This window comes from Serratia sp. NPDC078593 (assembly GCF_050268245.1).
GTDB lineage: Bacteria > Pseudomonadota > Gammaproteobacteria > Enterobacterales > Enterobacteriaceae > JBNNGK01.
Map to the genome: position 1 here is coordinate 90398 of NZ_JBNNGK010000004.1, position 18805 is coordinate 109202.

Here is an 18805-nt window from a genome sequence, read left to right on the forward strand (position 1 = left end):
ATGCTGGCAGGATTAATTTCCTGGTACAAATTAATTGTATCCAAAATCACGAAAGTGGATTTCATCGTACTGTTAGCTATCAGACTGTATCTACTTCCGGTTATTTACGAAGGGGCACACTCCAAAGTTTTGGGTTTCAACGGCTTGGTTACTTGGTTTTCGGCACCGGCGGCAGAGGGGGGGCTTGGGCTACCGTTTCCGCTATTATTAGCCTTTCTGGCCACGGCGACCGAAGTCTTAGGGCTGATCTGTATTGCACTGGGGTTATTTACCCGCCTTATTGCTATTCCGATGATGGTGGTGATGAGCGTGGCCAGTTTGCTTGTTCACTGGTCTCACGGTTGGCTCGCGATTGCCAGTAACGGTATGGAATCCAGCCAGAGAATGGCGGCGTTCTTGCAGTGGTTGATGCAGAATTTCCCCGGGCGTTACAATTACATTACGCAGTTGGGCGATCCGATTATTTTGAATAATGGTATTGAGTTTTCTGTCACTTATCTCATCATGCTGTTCGCTCTGTTGGTCTGGGGCGGTGGTAAATTTGTGAGTGCGGATTATTGGTTGAAAAAAATCACGCCGGCTTGGCGCAATCAATAAAGTTTTAGCGCTGCACGAGATTTGTTGGCTAACAGAAAATTGACAACGATGCTGTCTGGAAACAGGCAGCATACCGATACTTTAACGTAAACTGATTTTTCTCATTATTTTTCTCAAGCTTGCAGATAACCTTTCTCTAAAGGTAGCTCTACGGCTGCCTTGGTTATCGAAATACACTTTATTTCTCTTATCGAACGCTATTTACATCGCAAAATCTCGTTTTAGCGCTGCTCTCCCGTCTGCTCCAACCATTGAGTACAGAAAACGGAGGGGTTAACGGCGGGTGGAGCCACGGACGATTAGCTCGCCAGAAAACAGCTGTTCGCTGACAGGGGTATCAACCCCTTGAATTCGTTGCACCAATTGGTCAAGTGCGGCATGGCCGATCTGATAGGTCGGCTGTTTTAACGTGGTAATACCGACGCCGGCTAATTCTGCCCAGTCCAGTTCATCGAAACCAAGCAGGCCGATGTCGCTGCCCCAACGGATGCTAAGCCTGCGCATGGCGCGGGCGACTTGCAACGTCAGTGCGCCATTGGCTGACAACACCGCTTTACGCATACCGCGATGGCGTCTATTGAAGTTATCGATCACCTGTTCCAGTTGCTGCGCATCATTTAACGGTGTTTCGGCCTGTTCGGCGGTTAAATCAGCCTGTTGCGCCATAACCTGACGAAATGCGTGTAACCGTTCGAGGCGAGTATTGACCGAACCGAGCGGCTCGCTGAGGAATAAAATGGCTTCAAAGCCCTGCTGCAATAGGTGTTCGGTGGCGAGGATTGTGGCTTCGTGATTATTCAGTCCCACCACATCACAGGCAAAATCAGGGATCTTACGATCGATGAGCACCATCGGCAGCTGTGATTGTTGCAGCGTCGATAACGCGTCTTCACGCATCCCGACCGCGTTCACCACGATGCCTTCCACCCGATAGCTGCTCAGTAATTGCAGGTAATGCTGTTCTTGGTTGAGCTCATTGTTGGTGTTACACACCAGCAAGGTGAAGCCGTGTTGGCGGCAGGCCGCCTCAACGCCGCGCATCACGTCAACCGAGTAAGGATTGGTAATGTCGGCAATGATCAGGCCGATCAGCCGGGTTTGGCCGCCTTTCAAACTGCGCGCCATCTGGCTTGGGCGGTAATCGAGCTGCTGGATCGCGTGTTCGATGCGATGTTTGAGATCGTCAGAAAGCAGGTGTTGCTCGCCATTTAAGTAACGCGACACGCTGGTCTTGCCGGTTTTTGCCGCTTTGGCAACGTCACTGATGGTTGCGCGCCCAGAAGCGCGCGCGGCTTTCACACTGCTCACGGCCAATCTCCCTTGATATCAACTGCCAAGGAGACTAACACACTGGCGGTGCGGCGTGGCAAGTTTGGCAACCGGGGAGCAACAGGCTCCCCGGTTATCCCACGCTGCTGGCGCTGTTCTCTGGCGGCACGAGCGGGCTATTGGGTGCGCTGCCGAGAGAAAAAACGCTTGCCGCAACAGGGTATTACAACGGGCTAAGGGTGATCTCTACCCGGCGGTTCTGCGCTTTACCTGCGGCGGTGCTATTGGTGGCAATCGGATTATCCGGGCCTGCGCCAAGAGTACGGATGCGGTTAGCTGCGACGCCTTGGGTGATCAAGGCGCTGGCAACGCCGTCAGCACGGCGCTGGGAGAGCGTCATGTTGTAAGCACGTGCGCCGGTGTTGTCGGTGTAACCGACGACGTTTACCGCCGTTTTTTGATACTCTTTTAACACCATGGCCACGCCGGTCAGGGTGTTAGCACCGGCAGGTTTCAGCGTGCTGCTGTCGGTGTCGAAGGTCACGTTGTTGGGCATATTCAGTACGATGTTATCGCCCTGACGGGTGACGCTCACGCCGGTGCCGCGCATTTTGTCACGCAGTTTCGCTTCCTGCACATCCATATAATAGCCAGCACCGCCGCCGACGGCCGCGCCGGCTGCTGCGCCAATCAATGCGCCTTTGCCACGGTCTTTTTTAGAGGAAGAGAGCATACCGATACCGGCACCCAGCGCGGCGCCGACGCCAGCACCAATGCCGGATTTACCGGCTTCAGATTCCCCGGTGTAAGGGTTGGTGGTACAGGCCGACAGAGCCAAAGTCATGGCTACAGCGCCAGCAATAATCGTTACGCGTTTTTTCATGTTTTTTTCCTTTTTAACATCATAACTGTGCGCGTCATTCCATTACAGAAGCGCTAAAAATCGTCTTCGGGCTGACAAAAAGCGTCACAGCAGTTATTTCAAGCGCTCATTTGACGCCTTCTCTCGCCGGTAGTTCCGGAAAAGGGGGCAAAGCGCATGCTCCGCCTTCCCCTCGGCGCCAGTTATCCGGCAAACCGAAGGAGAAAGCTATGCAGCGGAGTCTGAAAACTGCCTCTTTTACCGAGTGCGCGTGCGATACCGCTCGAATAACTTAGTCATTCTGTGTGAGCTGTGGCGGGTGCGCTTCAACCGACCAGTTCATAATCTGCGTATAGGCGGCAGTTTCTGGGTTATACGTGCGTTCGACGCTATGAAAGCCGTGTTTCTGGTAGAAAGCGCAGGCGCGGAGGTTCTGCTGATACACCTCGAGGCTCAACCAGCGGTAACGCTGCTGAACGTGTGCCATCAGTGCATGGCCGACGCTGTTACCATAACAGCGCTGTTCGACAAACAGCGCACCAATATAGCGATCGTCCAGCACGCTGATAAAGCCGACGATACGGTTGGCCTGCTGATAAACCCAAGTTTGCGCCCGGGGTAAATAGTTATCTCGCACCAAGGGGAGACTTTGTTGCCAGTAATCTGCCGCGACAAAGGGATGCGCGAACGTGGTACTGGTCAGCCACAGCGACATCAGGCTTTCGAGATCGTCCGGCCGGCTGGGGCGGATGAAGCCTGTTGCGGCTTTGGGTAGCAACAACAACCGGTGAGATGATCGTTCACCAAGCCGCTGGCCTGCATAAAGGCATAGCAGATGGTGGAACCAATAAATTTAAAACCCCGTTTTTTTAATGCCTTGGACATCGCATCAGACTGTTCGGTCTTCGCGGGAACTTGGCTCAGTTGGTGCCATTGGTTGCGCTGCGGTTGGCCGTCAACAAAGCTCCAAATAAAGGTAACGAAGTCTTCACCCGCCTCCTGCATCGCTAAATAAGCCCGGGCATTGGTAATGATGGCTTCGATTTTGCCGCGATGGCGAATAATACCGGCATCTTGCAACAGCGTTGCGACATCGTGTTCGGTCATGGCCGCCACGCGCTGAGGATCAAACTGGTGAAAAGCGCGGCGGTAGTTTTCACGCTTTTTCAGCACGGTGATCCAGGAAAGCCCAGCCTGTTGCCCTTCCAGGCACAGCATTTCAAACAGCTCTTGGGCATCAGTGGTGGGCACTCCCCATTCGTCATCGTGATACGCCAAATACAGCGGATCGTTGGTTACCCAACCACAACGTTCGTTGGTCATCTTGCTTATCCTTATGCTGTGTATATTTACAGTAATCATTGCCGGAAACGTGACGTTTGGCAAGCCACTGATTATTTTATCTTCTCCTTACTTGACGTGGGGAAAATGCCGACAATATTTATTACATACTCATCCTATTTCCGCTGCCAATGCGTTGCCGCGCATTGGCGTCGGGTATCGCGCTGCTCAAACAGGGATTCATCATTATGGTGCGGCGGTGTTTATTGGTTGGCTCTTAGGTGTCGATTTATGCGTATAACAAAAAAGAGTGTTCGCCAACCGGTGGCGCTGGCGTTGGCAGTGGTTGGCGCCTTGGGGCTGGCTCTACCTGCCATGGCTAACGAGCGACTTTACGTATTTGGCGACAGCCTGAGTGATTCCGGTAATAACGGGCGTTTCACCTATGATGCTGACCAGCATCTGTTATACGACGAAGCGCTGGCGCAGCGTATCGGGCAGACATTGCAGGCATCGGATAACGGTGGGCATAACTTCGCTGCCGGTGGCGCGGTGGCGGTGCCAACGCTGAATCCGGCAGATAACACTCAAGACCAGGTGCAGCGCTATCTCGCTCAGGTCAATGGGCGGGCAGACAGCGACGGATTATATATTCATTGGATTGGCGGTAACGATTTGGCGGCAGCGGCGTTGAACCCGGCCACGGCGGCGGACATCAGCTATCACAGGGCAGCCGCGGCCGCGATGCAGGTGCAATCGTTACTCGACGCCGGAGCCGGTACGGTGATTGTGCCCACGGTGCCGAATATCGGCGCTACGCCACTATTGATGGAGTTAATCGTTCAGCAGGCGCTGGCACCGGTGCAGACGGCGGCGCTCCAGGCCGCCTACGCCACGCTTAACGCGCTCGCCACACCGGACAGTGCCGCGCGTAAACAGGCTATCCATCAGGCATTAACCGCCGCGGCGGCACAAGGCAGCGCCCAGCCACAGGTGCAGCAGGCGATTGCCGCTCAGTTGATTGCCGCCTATGACAGCCTGAGTGAACAGGCCAGCCAACTAACCGATTTTTATAACCGCAGTGAAGATCGGTTATTGGCGCAGAGTGGTGGCAACATTGTCCGCGTTGACGTCAATAAACTGTTTAGCGAAGCCATCGCTAACCCGCAGCAGTTTGGTTTTACCCAGACCGCTGGGATGGCGTGCCCGCCGGGCGTCTCGTCGGCGGTCTGCCATTCATCGATGCCGGGGTTCGATAGCACACAATCCTTCTTATTCGCCGATTATTTCCATCCCAGCCCGCAGGCACATTTGCTGATCGCCGATTATATTCAGGCGGTGTTAGATGGCCCGGCTCAGGTGGTGGCGCTGAACCAAGCGACGACCGCTATGGCGCGTGATAGCCGCGCAACGCTCGATAGCCGTTTGCAGCAATTGCGCAACGGTGGCAATCCGCAAGGCGCACTCGGCGTTTTCGGTGGCTATGCCGGGCAGCATTATGACTATGCCGCCAACAAAATGGCGGGCGACGGCCATGCCACGACGCATAATCTGACTGTGGGAGTGGATTATCAACTGACAGACGGTTGGCTGATGGGCGGGCTGATTTCCGCGTCGAGTGACGATCAGCAACCGTCCGGCCGTTATGAATATCAGGCGCGGGGTCTGCTGATTGCCGCGTTTACCGCGCTGGATGTGTTTGATCGGGGTTGGGTGAATGCCGATTTGCACTACGCGGCGTTGGATTACGATGCCATTCATCGCCGCGTGCAGTTGGGGGGGCTGACGCGCCGCGAAACCGGCTCAACCTCTGGCAAGCAGTGGGGAGCGCGCGTGACCGCAGGCTACGATTTTACGCTAACGCCTTACCTGACCACGGGGCCCATGGCGCAGTTCGCTTGGGATTACAGCAACGTGTCCGGTTATCAAGAAGATGGTGATGGCAGCACCGCGATGCGCTTTCACGATCAAACCTACCATTCCCAAATTGGTGCGCTGGGTTGGCGGTTAGACAGCCAGTTCGGCACCTTTAATCCGTATGCAGCAGTCAGTTATCAGCATCAGTTTGGTGATGATGTGTATCGTGCCAGCGGCGGCTTGAAGTCGACTCAAACCTCATTTAGCCGCGATACGGCCGGGCAAGATAAAAACTGGCTCGATGTTACCGTCGGTGCCAATCTGCCGCTGACCGATCGCGTGGCCGCCTTCGCCAGCGTTTCGCAAACCGGGGGGTTAAGCAGTGGCGAACAGGTGATGTACAACGTCGGTGTTAGCGCCCGTTTCTGATTTGCCATGCAGCTAAACCCGCGGCGATTCATGAAGATGAATAATGCGGTGGCTTGAAACATTCACAAAGGAGGGAAAAAAGGGCGGTCGGATGGGCAACTTCGCCAACGAGGTGGCGGAAAAGCCGCTTTTTGCACGTTGATTTACCCAGGATGCTGGATTCTGGCTGTATATCTTACACTCAACGGGTATACTGGCGCATTCCATTTAAATCCACTTGTATCGCGTGCGAATCTAACATGCAAAAGTTTGATACCAAGACCTTTCAGGGCCTGATCCTGACACTGCAGGACTATTGGGCGCGCCAAGGCTGCACCATTGTTCAACCATTGGACATGGAAGTCGGCGCGGGCACCTCACACCCGATGACCTGCCTGCGTGCGCTTGGCCCAGAGCCAATGGCGACCGCGTATGTGCAGCCGTCCCGTCGCCCAACCGACGGCCGTTACGGTGAAAACCCGAACCGCCTGCAACACTATTACCAATTCCAGGTGGTGATTAAGCCATCGCCAGAGAATATTCAGGAACTGTACCTGGGCTCGTTGAAAGAGCTGGGGCTGGATCCGACCATCCACGATATCCGTTTCGTTGAAGACAACTGGGAAAACCCGACGCTCGGCGCTTGGGGTCTCGGTTGGGAAGTGTGGTTGAACGGTATGGAAGTCACGCAGTTTACTTACTTCCAACAGGTGGGCGGCCTAGAGTGTAAACCGGTTACCGGTGAGATCACCTACGGTCTGGAACGTCTGGCGATGTACATTCAGGGCGTGGATAGCGTTTACGATCTGGTGTGGAGCAACGGGCCGCTGGGCGTGACCACGTATGGTGACGTGTTCCATCAAAACGAAGTGGAGCAGTCGACTTACAACTTCGAGTATGCCGATGTGGACTTCTTGTTCTCCTGCTTCGAGCAGTATGAGAAAGAAGCACAATCGCTGCTGGCGTTGGAAAAACCGCTGCCGCTGCCGGCTTACGAACGCATTCTCAAGGCGGGGCACACTTTTAACCTGTTGGATGCGCGTAAAGCGATCTCGGTGACTGAGCGCCAACGCTATATTCTGCGTATCCGCACGCTGACCAAAGCCGTTGCTGAAGCGTACTACGCTTCACGCGAAGCGCTGGGCTTCCCGATGTGTAAAAAGAACGAGAACTAAGAGGCAGCCATGACTCAACAGACTTTCCTGGTGGAAATCGGCACGGAAGAGCTGCCGCCGAAGGCTCTTCGTTCACTGGCGGAATCTTTTGCCGCTAACTTTACCGCCGAACTGGATAACGCCAATCTCGATCACGGCGACGTGAGCTGGTTTGCCGCGCCGCGCCGTCTGGCGTTGAAAGTGGCGAACCTGAGCGCGGCGCAGGCCGATCGCGAAGTTGAAAAACGCGGCCCGGCGATTGCACAGGCCTTCGATGCCGAAGGTAAACCGAGCAAAGCGGCCGAAGGCTGGGCGCGTGGCTGTGGTATCACCGTTGATCAGGCCGAACGTCTGAAAACTGACAAAGGTGAATGGCTGCTGTATCGCGCGCACGTCAAAGGCCAGCCAGCCCAGCAATTGCTGGCGGGTATGGTGAGCACTGCGCTGGCCAAATTGCCGATCCCAAAATTGATGCGTTGGGGCGATAAAGAGACGCAGTTTGTGCGCCCGGTTCACACCGTAACCATGCTGTTGGGTGCCGAGCTGATCCCAGGCACCGTTCTGGGCATCGATTCTGCGCGCACCGTGCGCGGCCACCGCTTTATGGGCGAGCCGGAATTCACCCTCGACAATGCCGATGACTATCCGCAGATCCTGCAAGAGCGTGGCAAAGTGGTGGCCGATTACGAAGCGCGTAAAGCCATTATTAAACGTGATGCCGAGCAGGCCGCCGAGAAGATTGGCGGCAAAGCCGATCTGAGCGAGAGCCTGCTGGAAGAAGTGGCCTCGCTGGTGGAATGGCCGGTGGTGTTGACCGCGAAGTTCGAAGAGAAATTCTTGGCGGTGCCTGCGGAAGCGCTGGTCTACACCATGAAGGGTGACCAGAAATACTTCCCGGTTTACGATGCCGCAGGCAAATTGCTGCCTAATTTCATCTTCGTCGCCAACATTGAATCGAAAGATCCGCAACAAATCATCTCCGGTAACGAGAAGGTGGTGCGTCCGCGTTTGGCCGATGCGGAGTTCTTCTTCAATACCGATCGCAAAAAACGGCTGGAAGATAATCTGCCGCGCCTTGAAACCGTGTTGTTCCAAAAGCAATTGGGCACGCTGCGTGACAAGACTGACCGTATTCAGGCGCTGTCGGGTTGGATCGCTGGCCAGATTGGTGCAGATGTCAATCACGCGACCCGCGCGGGTTTGTTGTCGAAGTGCGATCTGATGACCAATATGGTGTTCGAATTCACCGACACCCAGGGCGTTATGGGCATGCACTATGCGCGCCATGATGGCGAAGCGGAAGATGTTGCCGTTGCGTTGAATGAGCAGTATCAGCCACGCTTTGCCGGTGATGCGTTGCCAGAGTCGCCGGTGGCCTGTGCGTTGGCGATTGCCGATAAGATGGACACCTTAGCGGGTATCTTCGGCATTGGGCAGCATCCTAAAGGGGATAAAGACCCCTTTGCTTTGCGTCGTGCTGCGTTGGGCGTGCTGCGTATCATCGTTGAGAAGAACCTGCCGCTGGATCTGCAAACCTTGGCCGAAGAGGCCGTGCGTCTGTACGGCAGCAAGCTGACCAACGCTAATGTCGTGAATGATGTGGTGGACTTTATGCTGGGCCGTTTCCGCGCCTGGTATCAAGAAGAGGGCCATGCGGTCGATACCATTCAGGCCGTGCTGGCGCGTCGTCCGACGAAACCGGCAGATTTCGATGCGCGTGTGAAGGCGGTAACGCACTTCCGTACCTTGGATGAAGCGGCGGCGTTGGCGGCGGCGAACAAGCGTGTTTCCAACATTTTGGCTAAATCGACTGATACCCTGAACGATCAGGTTCAGGCTTCCGTGCTGAAAGAACCGGCCGAATTGAAGCTGGCGACACATTTGGTGGTGCTGCGCGATAAATTAGCACCATTGTTTGCCGAAGGCCGTTATCAAGATGCGCTGGTGGAGCTGGCTGCGCTGCGCGCCACGGTGGATGAGTTCTTCGAAAGCGTGATGGTAATGGCGGAAGACGACGCCGTGCGAGTCAATCGCCTGACGCTGCTGAATCAACTGCGTGAATTGTTCCTGCAAGTTGCGGATATTTCTGTTCTGCAATAAGCATGAGCAGTGGTCTGTTAGGCATCTGCGGGTGCCTAATAGATCACGCTACCTTCCCCAACTATCCAACTCCCCAATTCAACGTATTCGGTTTGCCCTTGCTCCAACCGCCAGCGCGGTTACTAATGACAACCACATTGCTGATTGCGTAGAGGGCAGGCATGCCTGCCCCCTGTTGAAGACAACATTGCCTGATGGCCCGAGATACCCGGGCTTAGCCTAACGTGGGGCGCTCCGGTGGCTAACGCCACTACGACCCCATCGTCACGCTCTCCCTAATAACGGGCTTTATCAGTCGTCTGGAGCAGGGTGTCTGATCGTCTGTTGAGCTTGGTGTATTCGGTTTGCCGCCAGCACGGTTACTAATGACATCCTCACTGCTGATTGCGTAGGGGGCAGGCATGCCTGCCCCCTGTTGAAGACAACATTGCCTGATGGCCCGAGATACCCGGGCCTAGCCTAACGTGGAGCGCTCCGACGACCCCATCGTCACGCTCTCCCTAATAACGGGCTTTATCAGTCGTCTGGAGCAAGGTGTCCGATCGTCTATTGCCGATTTCGTAGGGGGCAGGCATGCCTGCCCCGTTAGCGTCTTCAATGCATGCAGTATTCTTATTATCCGTTCTCCTTTTTCGCAGACACCTGCGCGCCTTTTTAGGTCGCTTACCGATTGAATTTAGCGAGAAAGCTGAATCGCGTATCGAATCACATTCAGTTGATCTATTCTTATAGCTGCAAGGAGTGCCGAGAAAGGCATGGAGCCGATGAAAAGCAGGTTTATAACAGGAGTTATGTCACATGGCGGTAGGGATCCAGAGCAGAAGCATTACGCGTTGGTTGGCACCGGTACTGGCATTGTTGGCGGTCATGCAATTGACGGCCTGCGGCGATAAAGAGCCGGAACAGCGCAAGGCGTTTATTGAATACTTACAGAATACCGTAATGCGCAGCGGCGTGAAGATACCGACGTTGAGCGAAGATCAGAAACAGAAGTTCGGTAACTATGCGGGTGATTACGCGATTTTAGTCGGCTTTTCACAACAGCTGAGCCGATCTGTCGATGCCAGCCTGATACCGGCGCTCGATCAGATTAATCAGATCCGCACCGCACAGGACTATATGAGCAAACGGGGTGGGTTGCAGCAATCGCTCGGCGCACTTAACCTGCTCGGCCAGCAAATTCAGGCGGCCAAATCGCAGGCGGATACCGCGCGCGCGGCGCTGAAACAGCCGGATAATCTAAAATCGGTGTATAACCAAGCGTATGACACGATTGTCACCCGGCCCGCCAACGTGCTGATGCCAGCTATTCCAACCACGGCCAACTTTGTGCAAGATTTGGTGCAGGTTGGGGATTTCCTGCAATCGCAGGGGAATCAGGTGAGCTTCAATAACGGTGGCGTACAGTTCCGCACTCAGCAGCAAGCGGCACAGTACAACACCATGATGTCGAATTTGGTCGCGAAACAGCAAGGCTTGCTGGAGGCGCAAAAAAACGTCTTCGACGTGATGCAGTAAGTGTGTGATGCGCTCTGCCTGATGGCAGAGCGCAGCCTATTTAGCTCACTCCCTTCGCCGTGGCTTTTATCGTGGCTTGCTGCGTCATTGACGGAGCGATTTCCGTGTAATAACGGCCATAAAAACTATCCAGTAAGATTTGTCGCAACTCGGTAATGAGTGGGTAACGCGGATTCGTGCAGGTGCATTGATCGTCAAATGCGTTCACGGCTAATTGGTCTAAAACCGCCAAGAATTGCGCTTCGTCAACGCCCGCTTCTTGCAGCGATGCCGGGATACCTAGCTCGGCTTTTAGCCCTTCCAACCACGTCAGCAAGTTATCAACTTTTTGCACGGTGTTGTCCTGCGCTGAGGTTAACCCCAGATGTTCAGCTATCTCGGCATAGCGGCAATAGGCTTGTGGACGATCGTATTGGCTAAAGGCCGCCTGTTTGGTGGGGCGATCGTTGGCGTTATAGCGGATAACGTTGGTCAGTAGCATGGCATTCGCCAAGCCGTGGGCAATCGGGAACTCTGCACCCAATTTGTGCGCCAGCGAGTGGCAAACGCCAAGAAATGCATTTGAAAATGCAATGCCCGCGATGGTTGCGGCATTGTGAACGCGCTCGCGGGCCCGTGGGTTTTTTGCCCCCACCTGATAACTCGACAGCAGGTTTTCTTTCAATAACCTCAGTGCTTGTAACGCTTGCCCATCGGAGAATTCATTAGCTTGTACTGAGACATACGCCTCAATTGCATGAGTAATGGCGTCCATGCCACCGAAAGCACACAGCTTTTTCGGCATGTCCATGACCAGATCGGCATCGACGATGGCCATATCGGGCGTGAGTGCATAATCGGCTAAGGGATACTTTTGCCCCGTGGCATCATCGGTAACCACGGCAAACGGGGAGACCTCGGAACCGGTGCCGGAGGTGGTGGGAATAGCGATCAGCCGGGCTTTCACACGGGTATTGGGATAGGTGTAGATGCGTTTGCGAATGTCGAGGAAACGCAATGCTAAATCATGGAACCGTGTCTCGGGTTGTTCATACATCACCCACATCACTTTAGCGGCATCCATGGGCGAGCCGCCGCCTAGCGCAATGATCACATCCGGTTTAAATGCCTGCATACGCTTGGTGCCCTCATAAACCATGCTGAGGGTAGGTTCCGCATCCACGTTAGAAAACACCTCAGTCTCAACCCCTTGCGCATGCAGTGCTTCCAATACCGGCTTGGCAAACCCTTGGCTGAACAAATAAGGTCCTGTCACGATAAAGGCGCGTTTGGTTGTACTCTGTTGAGCCACTTCTCTTAGCGCCGTTGGTAATGCGCCCCGGCGAAAATAGATGGCTTTTGGCAGTTTATGCCATAGCATGTTCTCCGCGCGTTTCGCGACGGTTTTACGGTTGAGTAAATGCTTGGGGCCAATATTCTCAGAGACGGAATTGCCCCCCCACGAGCCACAACCTAATGTCATTGAAGGCGGCAGTTTGAAGTTATATAAATCGCCAATGCCGCCCTGCGACGCAGGCGAATTGATGAGAATACGGGAGGTTTTTAATCGCTTGCCGAAATAGGACACGCGATCTTTTTGATTATCTTGATCGGTGTATAAACAGGAGGTATGCCCAGCACCGCCAAATGCTGCGAGGGCACTTGCTTGGTTAACCGCATCTTCAAAATCCCGCGCCCGATACATGCCCAACAGCGGGGAGAGTTTTTCATAGGCAAAAGGTTCGCTGTCATCGATTGCTGTGACTTCACCAATTAACACCTTGGTGCCGTCGGGAACGGTAATCCCGGCCATCTCTGCGATTTTAAGTGCTGATTGGCCGACAATATCTGGATTGATCCGCCCCTGTTGCAAAATGACATTCCGTACGGCCTGCAGTTGTGACTTGGGTAATAAATAGCCACCGTTAGCCGAAAAGCGTTCCCGCGCCGCATCATAAATGGCGTCGACAATAATGACCGATTGCTCTGAAGCGCAGATCATGCCGTTATCAAAGGTTTTGGACATCAAAATGGAGGCGACCATACGTTTTACGTCGGCCGTTTCGTCTACCACGACCGGTGTATTCCCTGCGCCAACCCCGATGGCGGGCTTACCCGAACTGTAGGAGGCTTTTACGCGGCCAGGGCCGCCGGTCGCGAGGATCAAATCTACGTCTGGATGCCGTATTAACTGATCCGCTAACTCGACCGTGGGGTTATCGAGCCAAGCGATAATGTCCGGTGGTGCGCCTGCGGCCACGGCCGCGTTTAAGACGATCTCCGCGGCTTTATTGGCGGCCTTACTGGCTCTTGGATGCGGTGAGAAGATGATGGCATTACGGGTTTTTAAGCTGATTAACGCTTTGAAGAGTGCCGTTGATGTGGGGTTGGTGGCGGGGACGATACCGCATATGACCCCGATAGGTTCGGCGATGGTGAGGGTGCCGAATGCTTCATTCTCGGCAACCACACCGCAGGTGATCTCATCTTTATAGGCGTTATAAATATATTCGGAAGCAAAGTGATTTTTTATTACTTTGTCTTCAACAATTCCCATGCCTGATTCTTCTACCGCCAATTGCGCTAACGGGATTCGCGCATCGGCTGCAGCCAGAGCCGCAGCACGAAAAATTTCATCGACCTGTTCCTGAGAGTAATCAGCATAGATATGCTGCGCTTTTTTGACGCGCATAACTAACTTATTTAATTGCGATTGTGTCATGGTAGGCATATCTAACTCCTGCTGAAGTATAAATGTATTAATGCATGTGTTACTTAGGTGGAAAATAAAACTATAGGCATTCTTATTGGTATTTATATTTTCCAAGTAAAAAAATTCCTAACGCAATAATAATAAAGGATAAATAATCTATTATTAAATATAAGTAAATGTTATGTATAGATATTAATTTTTTATTGATATTTGGTGGACTATTAACATGATCATTATTTTATAACTTAACCAATAAATGAGTGCGATATAGGCAGGGTGGGTTTAATGTAAAGTTATTTCGCGTGGAGAATTGATGTGCGTAATATAACCGCTTTAACCTTAGGGTTGGCATTTAAAATAGAGGGGGGGTAGATGAAGTCAATTCTGAACCATGTTAAATATATTCAAGTCGGTTAATTTATTTTATTTAACTTAATGATATTAATTCTCTGTAGGCTAGTCATATTATGCCTATTGCTTTTTATCCCTCTAATTAAACGTGGCAAACGTATTAATCAATGGGGGAATAAAATAAGCTTATTATCTTACTTACCCCAGCATACGTCATTAAAGTCTATACTTTACAAAAGGGTGTCTGTGCATGCGTTGTTTTCTTACAGGCATAAGGTGGGATTTTCATTCGTCAGATGGCTAATGGGGATCATCTCGAGCACTGAAAGCAGCGTTGGCGATTGATATGAAAATATCTTGTGATTCACGTCACAATTTAAAAACAAACTCACCACATAAAAAAGTGATCCCCATCACAAAAATATCGCGTTATTGGTCGATTTTATTGGTTTGTCCTTTTTTTACACGCTTAAAGTGTGACTGAAATCACCATAAACCCCTGTTAATGGGTATGCAGTATGTGATTTAAGTCACAAAAAATGCACGCAGTACGCACTTTAAAAAGGCCGTGATAGAGTCCGTGGCGCATACAGCATTAATGCGGCGGGCTCGGTAAGAGGCCCGTTGGCGACAAAAACAAACGCGCGCTCTTGCTCGTCAGCGCGTAATGCGATTACCGCTTCACTACAGGGGTGTGTTTTATGTTTTCACCAGATATTAAGGTTAAAGTGCAAAACTTTGGCCGTTTCCTTAGCAATATGGTGATGCCTAACATTGGCGCATTTATCGCCTGGGGTATCATTACCGCATTATTCATTCCTACCGGTTGGTTGCCGAACGAAACGTTGGGCAAGCTGGTCGGGCCGATGATCACTTACCTGCTGCCGCTGCTGATTGGTTATACCGGCGGTAAGTTAGTCGGCGGCGAGCGCGGTGGCGTGGTGGGTGCTATTACCACGATGGGGGTGATCGTCGGTGCCGATATGCCGATGTTCCTCGGCTCAATGATTGCCGGCCCGCTGGGTGGCTGGGCGATCAAGCATTTTGACCGTTGGGTCGACGGCAAAATCAAAAGCGGCTTCGAGATGTTGGTAAACAACTTCTCTGCCGGCATCATTGGCATGCTGCTGGCGTTGCTGTCGTTCCTCGCTATCGGGCCGTTAGTGGAGACATTGTCCAAGCTGCTCGCGACCGGCGTTAACCTGATGGTGGTGAATAACCTGCTGCCATTAACCTCGATCTTCGTTGAACCGGCGAAAATTCTATTCCTCAATAATGCCATTAACCACGGCATCTTCTCGCCGTTGGGCATTCAACAGGCGACGGAAGCCGGTAAGTCGATCTTCTTCTTGATTGAAGCCAACCCAGGCCCGGGCTTAGGGGTGCTGATGGCCTATATGTTCTTCGGGCGCGGTAACGCGAAGCAGTCTGCAGGTGGTGCGGCCATCATCCACTTCTTTGGCGGCATTCACGAAATCTATTTCCCTTATGTGCTGATGAATCCGCGCCTGCTGTTGGCGGTGATTTTAGGCGGCATGACCGGCGTATTCACCTTAACACTGCTGAACGGCGGGTTGGTTTCTCCTGCCTCCCCTGGCTCGATTTTGGCGGTGTTGGCGATGACGCCAAAAGGGGCTTATTTCGCTAACCTGGCCGCCATCTTTGCCGCTTTCCTGGTTTCTTTCGTTGTGGCGGCCTTCTTGCTGAAAACATCGAAAGTGAAAGAAGACGATCTGGAAGAAGCCACCCGCCGTATGCAAGACATGAAGTCGCAGTCTAAAGGTGGCCAGCCGGTGGCCAATGCTGCGGTAGAAGGCGATCTGAGCACCGTGCGTAAAATCATCGTTGCCTGCGATGCCGGTATGGGTTCCAGCGCCATGGGGGCGGGGGTACTGCGTAAGAAGGTGGCTGATGCCGGGTTGAAAAACATTTCCGTCACCAACAGCGCGATCAACAATCTGCCGGACGATGTCGATCTGGTGATCACTCACCGTGATTTGACCGAACGCGCGATGCGCCATGCACCACAGGCACAGCATATTTCTCTGACCAACTTCCTCGACAGCCAGTTATACAGCGATTTGACCGCCCGTCTGTTGGCCGCCAATAAGAGCAGCGACAATCAGCAGAAAGTGATTGGTGCCTTGGACGATAGCTTCGAAGCCTCTGAGCAGAATCTGTTTAAGCTGGGCGAAAACAACGTGTTCCTGGGCCTACAGGCCGCAGACAAGGAGCAAGCCATTCGCTTTGCCGGTGAACAATTGGTGAAGGGGGGCTATGTTGAGCCGGAGTATGTGTCGGCGATGCTGGAACGTGAAAAGCTGACCTCCACCTATCTTGGCGAGTCTATCGCCGTGCCGCACGGTACGATCGAAGCCAAAGATCGGGTACTGCGCACCGGCGTCGTGTTCTGCCAGTATCCGCAGGGCGTTCGTTTTGGTGAGGAAGAGGACGAGGTAGCGCGGTTGGTCATTGGTATCGCTGCCCGTAATAACGAACATATTCAAGTGATTACCAGCCTGACCAATGCGTTGGATGACGAGACGGTGATCGCACGGTTGGCAAGCACCACCAACGTGCAGGATGTGCTGGATCTGTTAAGCGGCAAAAAAGCATAAATCCCATAAGGGCGTAGCACAGGCTGCGCCCTTGTTATTTTTAAGAAGGTATCGTTATGAAAGCATTACATTTTGGCGCTGGGAATATCGGCCGTGGTTTTATCGGTAAACTGTTGGCCGATGCGCATGCCGAACTGACTTTTGCTGACGTCAACCAGACCGTGTTGGATCAACTTAACCAGCGTCGCGGCTATCAGGTTCACGTGGTGGGTGAGCAAGCGCGGGTTGAGCCGGTTAATAACGTTAAGGCGGTGAACAGCGGCAGCGACGAGGCCGTCGCGCTGATTGCCGAGGTGGATATTGTGACCACGGCGGTTGGCCCACAGATTCTGGCGAAAATCGCCGGTACGGTCGCCAAAGGGCTAATACTGCGCCATCAGCGTGGCAATCAGGCACCGCTGAACATCATCGCCTGTGAGAACATGGTGCGCGGTACCAGTCAATTGAAGCAGCATGTTTTCGCCGCATTATCGCCGGAAGAGCAGGTTTGGGTGGAGCAACACATCGGCTTTGTCGATTCTGCGGTAGACCGCATTGTGCCACCGGCAGAATCGAGCAGTCAGGATCCGTTAGAAGTGACGGTAGAAACTTTTAGCGAGTGGATTGTCGATCAGACGCAGTTCAAAGGAACGCCACCGGCGATTGCCGGTATGGAACTGACCGATAACCTGATGGCGTTCGTTGAGCGTAAGCTGTTCACATTAAATACCGGGCATGCCATCACCGCGTATCTGGGTCAGCAGGCTCACTTACTCACCATTCGTGAGGCGATCCTCGATCCGGCCATTCGTCGCGTGGTGAAAGGTGCGATGGAAGAAAGCGGTGCGGTGCTGATCAAGCGTTACGGTTTCGATCCGCAAAAACACGCGGCCTATATCGACAAAATTCTGACGCGTTTTGAGAACCCCTATCTGCACGACGACGTTGAGCGCGTGGGCCGCCAGCCATTACGGAAGCTGAGTGCGGGCGATCGTCTGATCAAGCCGCTGTCTGGTACGCTGGAGTATGCTCTGCCGCACGCTAATCTGATTCAGGGTATTGCCGCCGCCATGAGTTATCGCAGCGAGCAGGATCCACAGGCGCAGGAACTGGTAGAGCTGTTGAGTTCGCTTGGCCCAAAAGCCGCGTTGGTGCAAATTTCTGGCTTGGCGGCCGAAAGTGAGGTTGTGGAAGAAGCCGTAGCTGTGTATAACGCCATGCAACGCCACTAGCCTAACGTCGTTGCCATTATACGGTAGACAGTGCCTCAACGTCTCACGGAGCCACTGTCTGCCCCAATGGATGAATCAGTTAGGCCAAGAGGCATGCGCCGAAGGGCGATACCACAATGAGATGACTTTCCACGCCATGCGAAAAGCGACGATGATCGAGACTCAGGCATTTGAAAATCAGGTTCTGGAAAAGCTTAACGCGGGCAAGACGGTACGCAGCTTTCTGATCGCGGCCGTTGAGCTGTTGGCTGAAGCGCTAAACGTCTTGGTGGTGCAGGTGTTCCGCAAGGATGATTATGCGGTAAAGTATGCCGTCGAACCGCTGTTGTCCGGCGCAGGGCCGCTGGGTGAGCTGTCGGTGCGGCTAAAGCTAATGTATGGCTTGGGCGTGATTTCACGGCATGAATACGAAGATGCCGAATTGTTGATGGCCATGCGTGAGGAGTTGAACCACGATGGCGCAGAATACCGCTTTGTTGACGACGAAATTCTTGGCCCATTCGGCGAGCTGCACTGCGTGGCCGCATTGCCGCCGGTGCCGACGTTCCTGCAACCCGGTGAGGCGGAAGACACCTTGATTGCCATGCAGTACCAGCGCTATCAGCAAATGGTGCGCTCCACCATGGTATTGTCACTGACTGAGCTGATTGCGGGCATTGGTGCCAAGCAGGCGTCACGTCTTTCGCCGCTGGGTCACGCTTAACGCGACCATTTACTATGATCGCCGTGTGCGCCCGGCACTTCGGCGGCGCGCTGAATGCAAAGAAACGCATATACTATTTATATCATTTCATTACCGAGGCAGTAATTCGAGTATAGCGATGATGAGATGGTATTCTATTTTTTAAGTAAATGAATGTGATCATCCTTTCTGGCTTTTAGTCGGT

The 18805-nt window shown here is 53.2% G+C and carries 13 protein-coding genes; 8 read left to right on the forward strand and 5 right to left on the reverse strand.

The genetic code is table 11. The features are described 5' to 3' along the window. Window positions 1–597, forward strand: a complete 597-nt coding sequence (locus ACQKDS_RS06100) for an HvfX family Cu-binding RiPP maturation protein (protein WP_399667333.1) — start codon at window positions 1–3, stop codon at window positions 595–597. 273 nt (window positions 598–870) lie between these two features. Here the strand turns inward: ACQKDS_RS06100 and ACQKDS_RS06105 are convergent, their stop codons facing one another. The 4 genes from ACQKDS_RS06105 to ACQKDS_RS06120 form a co-directional block, all read right to left on the reverse strand. Next, the gene (locus ACQKDS_RS06105) at window positions 871–1905 is read right to left on the reverse strand and encodes a LacI family DNA-binding transcriptional regulator (RefSeq protein ID WP_399667336.1); all 1035 of its coding nucleotides are present in this window, start codon (window positions 1903–1905) and stop codon (window positions 871–873) included. A gap of 184 nt (window positions 1906–2089) precedes the next feature. Next, entirely contained in the window at window positions 2090–2749 is a 660-nt protein-coding gene (locus ACQKDS_RS06110; protein ID WP_399667339.1) for an OmpA family lipoprotein, read from the reverse strand. Between the two features lie 271 nt (window positions 2750–3020). Further along, window positions 3021–3443, reverse strand: a complete 423-nt coding sequence (locus ACQKDS_RS06115) for an N-acetyltransferase (RefSeq protein WP_399667342.1) — start codon at window positions 3441–3443, stop codon at window positions 3021–3023. After that, window positions 3443–4051, reverse strand: a complete 609-nt coding sequence (locus ACQKDS_RS06120; protein ID WP_399667345.1) for a DNA-3-methyladenine glycosylase I — start codon at window positions 4049–4051, stop codon at window positions 3443–3445. Before ACQKDS_RS06120 ends, ACQKDS_RS06115 begins: the two co-directional genes overlap by 1 nt. A 255-nt stretch (window positions 4052–4306) precedes the next feature. Between ACQKDS_RS06120 and ACQKDS_RS06125 the strand changes: the two genes are divergently transcribed. The 4 genes from ACQKDS_RS06125 to ACQKDS_RS06140 all read left to right on the forward strand — a co-directional run bounded on the left by ACQKDS_RS06125 (window position 4307) and on the right by ACQKDS_RS06140 (window position 11046). Further along, a complete protein-coding gene (locus ACQKDS_RS06125) occupies window positions 4307–6295 on the forward strand; it encodes an autotransporter outer membrane beta-barrel domain-containing protein (protein WP_399667957.1) in 1989 nt (662 codons plus the stop codon). 239 nt (window positions 6296–6534) lie between these two features. Continuing rightward, window positions 6535–7449: a glycine--tRNA ligase subunit alpha gene (glyQ, locus tag ACQKDS_RS06130; RefSeq protein WP_399667348.1), complete on the forward strand. Its 915-nt coding sequence runs from the start codon at window positions 6535–6537 to the stop codon at window positions 7447–7449. A gap of 9 nt (window positions 7450–7458) precedes the next feature. Then, on the forward strand, window positions 7459–9528 hold the full coding sequence (gene glyS, locus ACQKDS_RS06135; protein ID WP_399667351.1) for a glycine--tRNA ligase subunit beta: 2070 nt from the start codon (window positions 7459–7461) through the stop codon (window positions 9526–9528). Window positions 9529–10326: 798 nt separating this feature from the next. Next, window positions 10327–11046, forward strand: a complete 720-nt coding sequence (locus ACQKDS_RS06140) for a DUF3053 domain-containing protein (RefSeq protein ID WP_399667354.1) — start codon at window positions 10327–10329, stop codon at window positions 11044–11046. A 40-nt stretch (window positions 11047–11086) separates the two neighbouring features. Here ACQKDS_RS06140 and adhE read toward each other — a convergent pair whose 3' ends face one another. Continuing rightward, complete coding sequence (gene adhE, locus ACQKDS_RS06145; protein ID WP_399667357.1) at window positions 11087–13756, reverse strand: bifunctional acetaldehyde-CoA/alcohol dehydrogenase; 2670 nt, start codon at window positions 13754–13756, stop codon at window positions 11087–11089. Window positions 13757–14790: 1034 nt separating this feature from the next. On the opposite strand from adhE, the gene ACQKDS_RS06150 reads away from it, so the two are divergent. The 3 genes from ACQKDS_RS06150 to ACQKDS_RS06160 all read left to right on the forward strand — a co-directional run bounded on the left by ACQKDS_RS06150 (window position 14791) and on the right by ACQKDS_RS06160 (window position 18621). Continuing rightward, window positions 14791–16707, forward strand: coding sequence for a PTS mannitol transporter subunit IICBA (locus ACQKDS_RS06150; protein ID WP_399667360.1), 1917 nt, complete (start codon window positions 14791–14793; stop codon window positions 16705–16707). Window positions 16708–16763: 56 nt separating this feature from the next. Then, window positions 16764–17918 carry a mannitol-1-phosphate 5-dehydrogenase gene (locus ACQKDS_RS06155; RefSeq protein WP_399667363.1) on the forward strand — a complete coding sequence of 385 codons (1155 nt, stop codon included), beginning with the start codon at window positions 16764–16766 and terminating at the stop codon, window positions 17916–17918. Window positions 17919–18069: 151 nt separating this feature from the next. Then, window positions 18070–18621: an MltR family transcriptional regulator gene (locus ACQKDS_RS06160; protein ID WP_399667960.1), complete on the forward strand. Its 552-nt coding sequence runs from the start codon at window positions 18070–18072 to the stop codon at window positions 18619–18621. Window positions 18622–18805 lie beyond the last annotated feature (184 nt).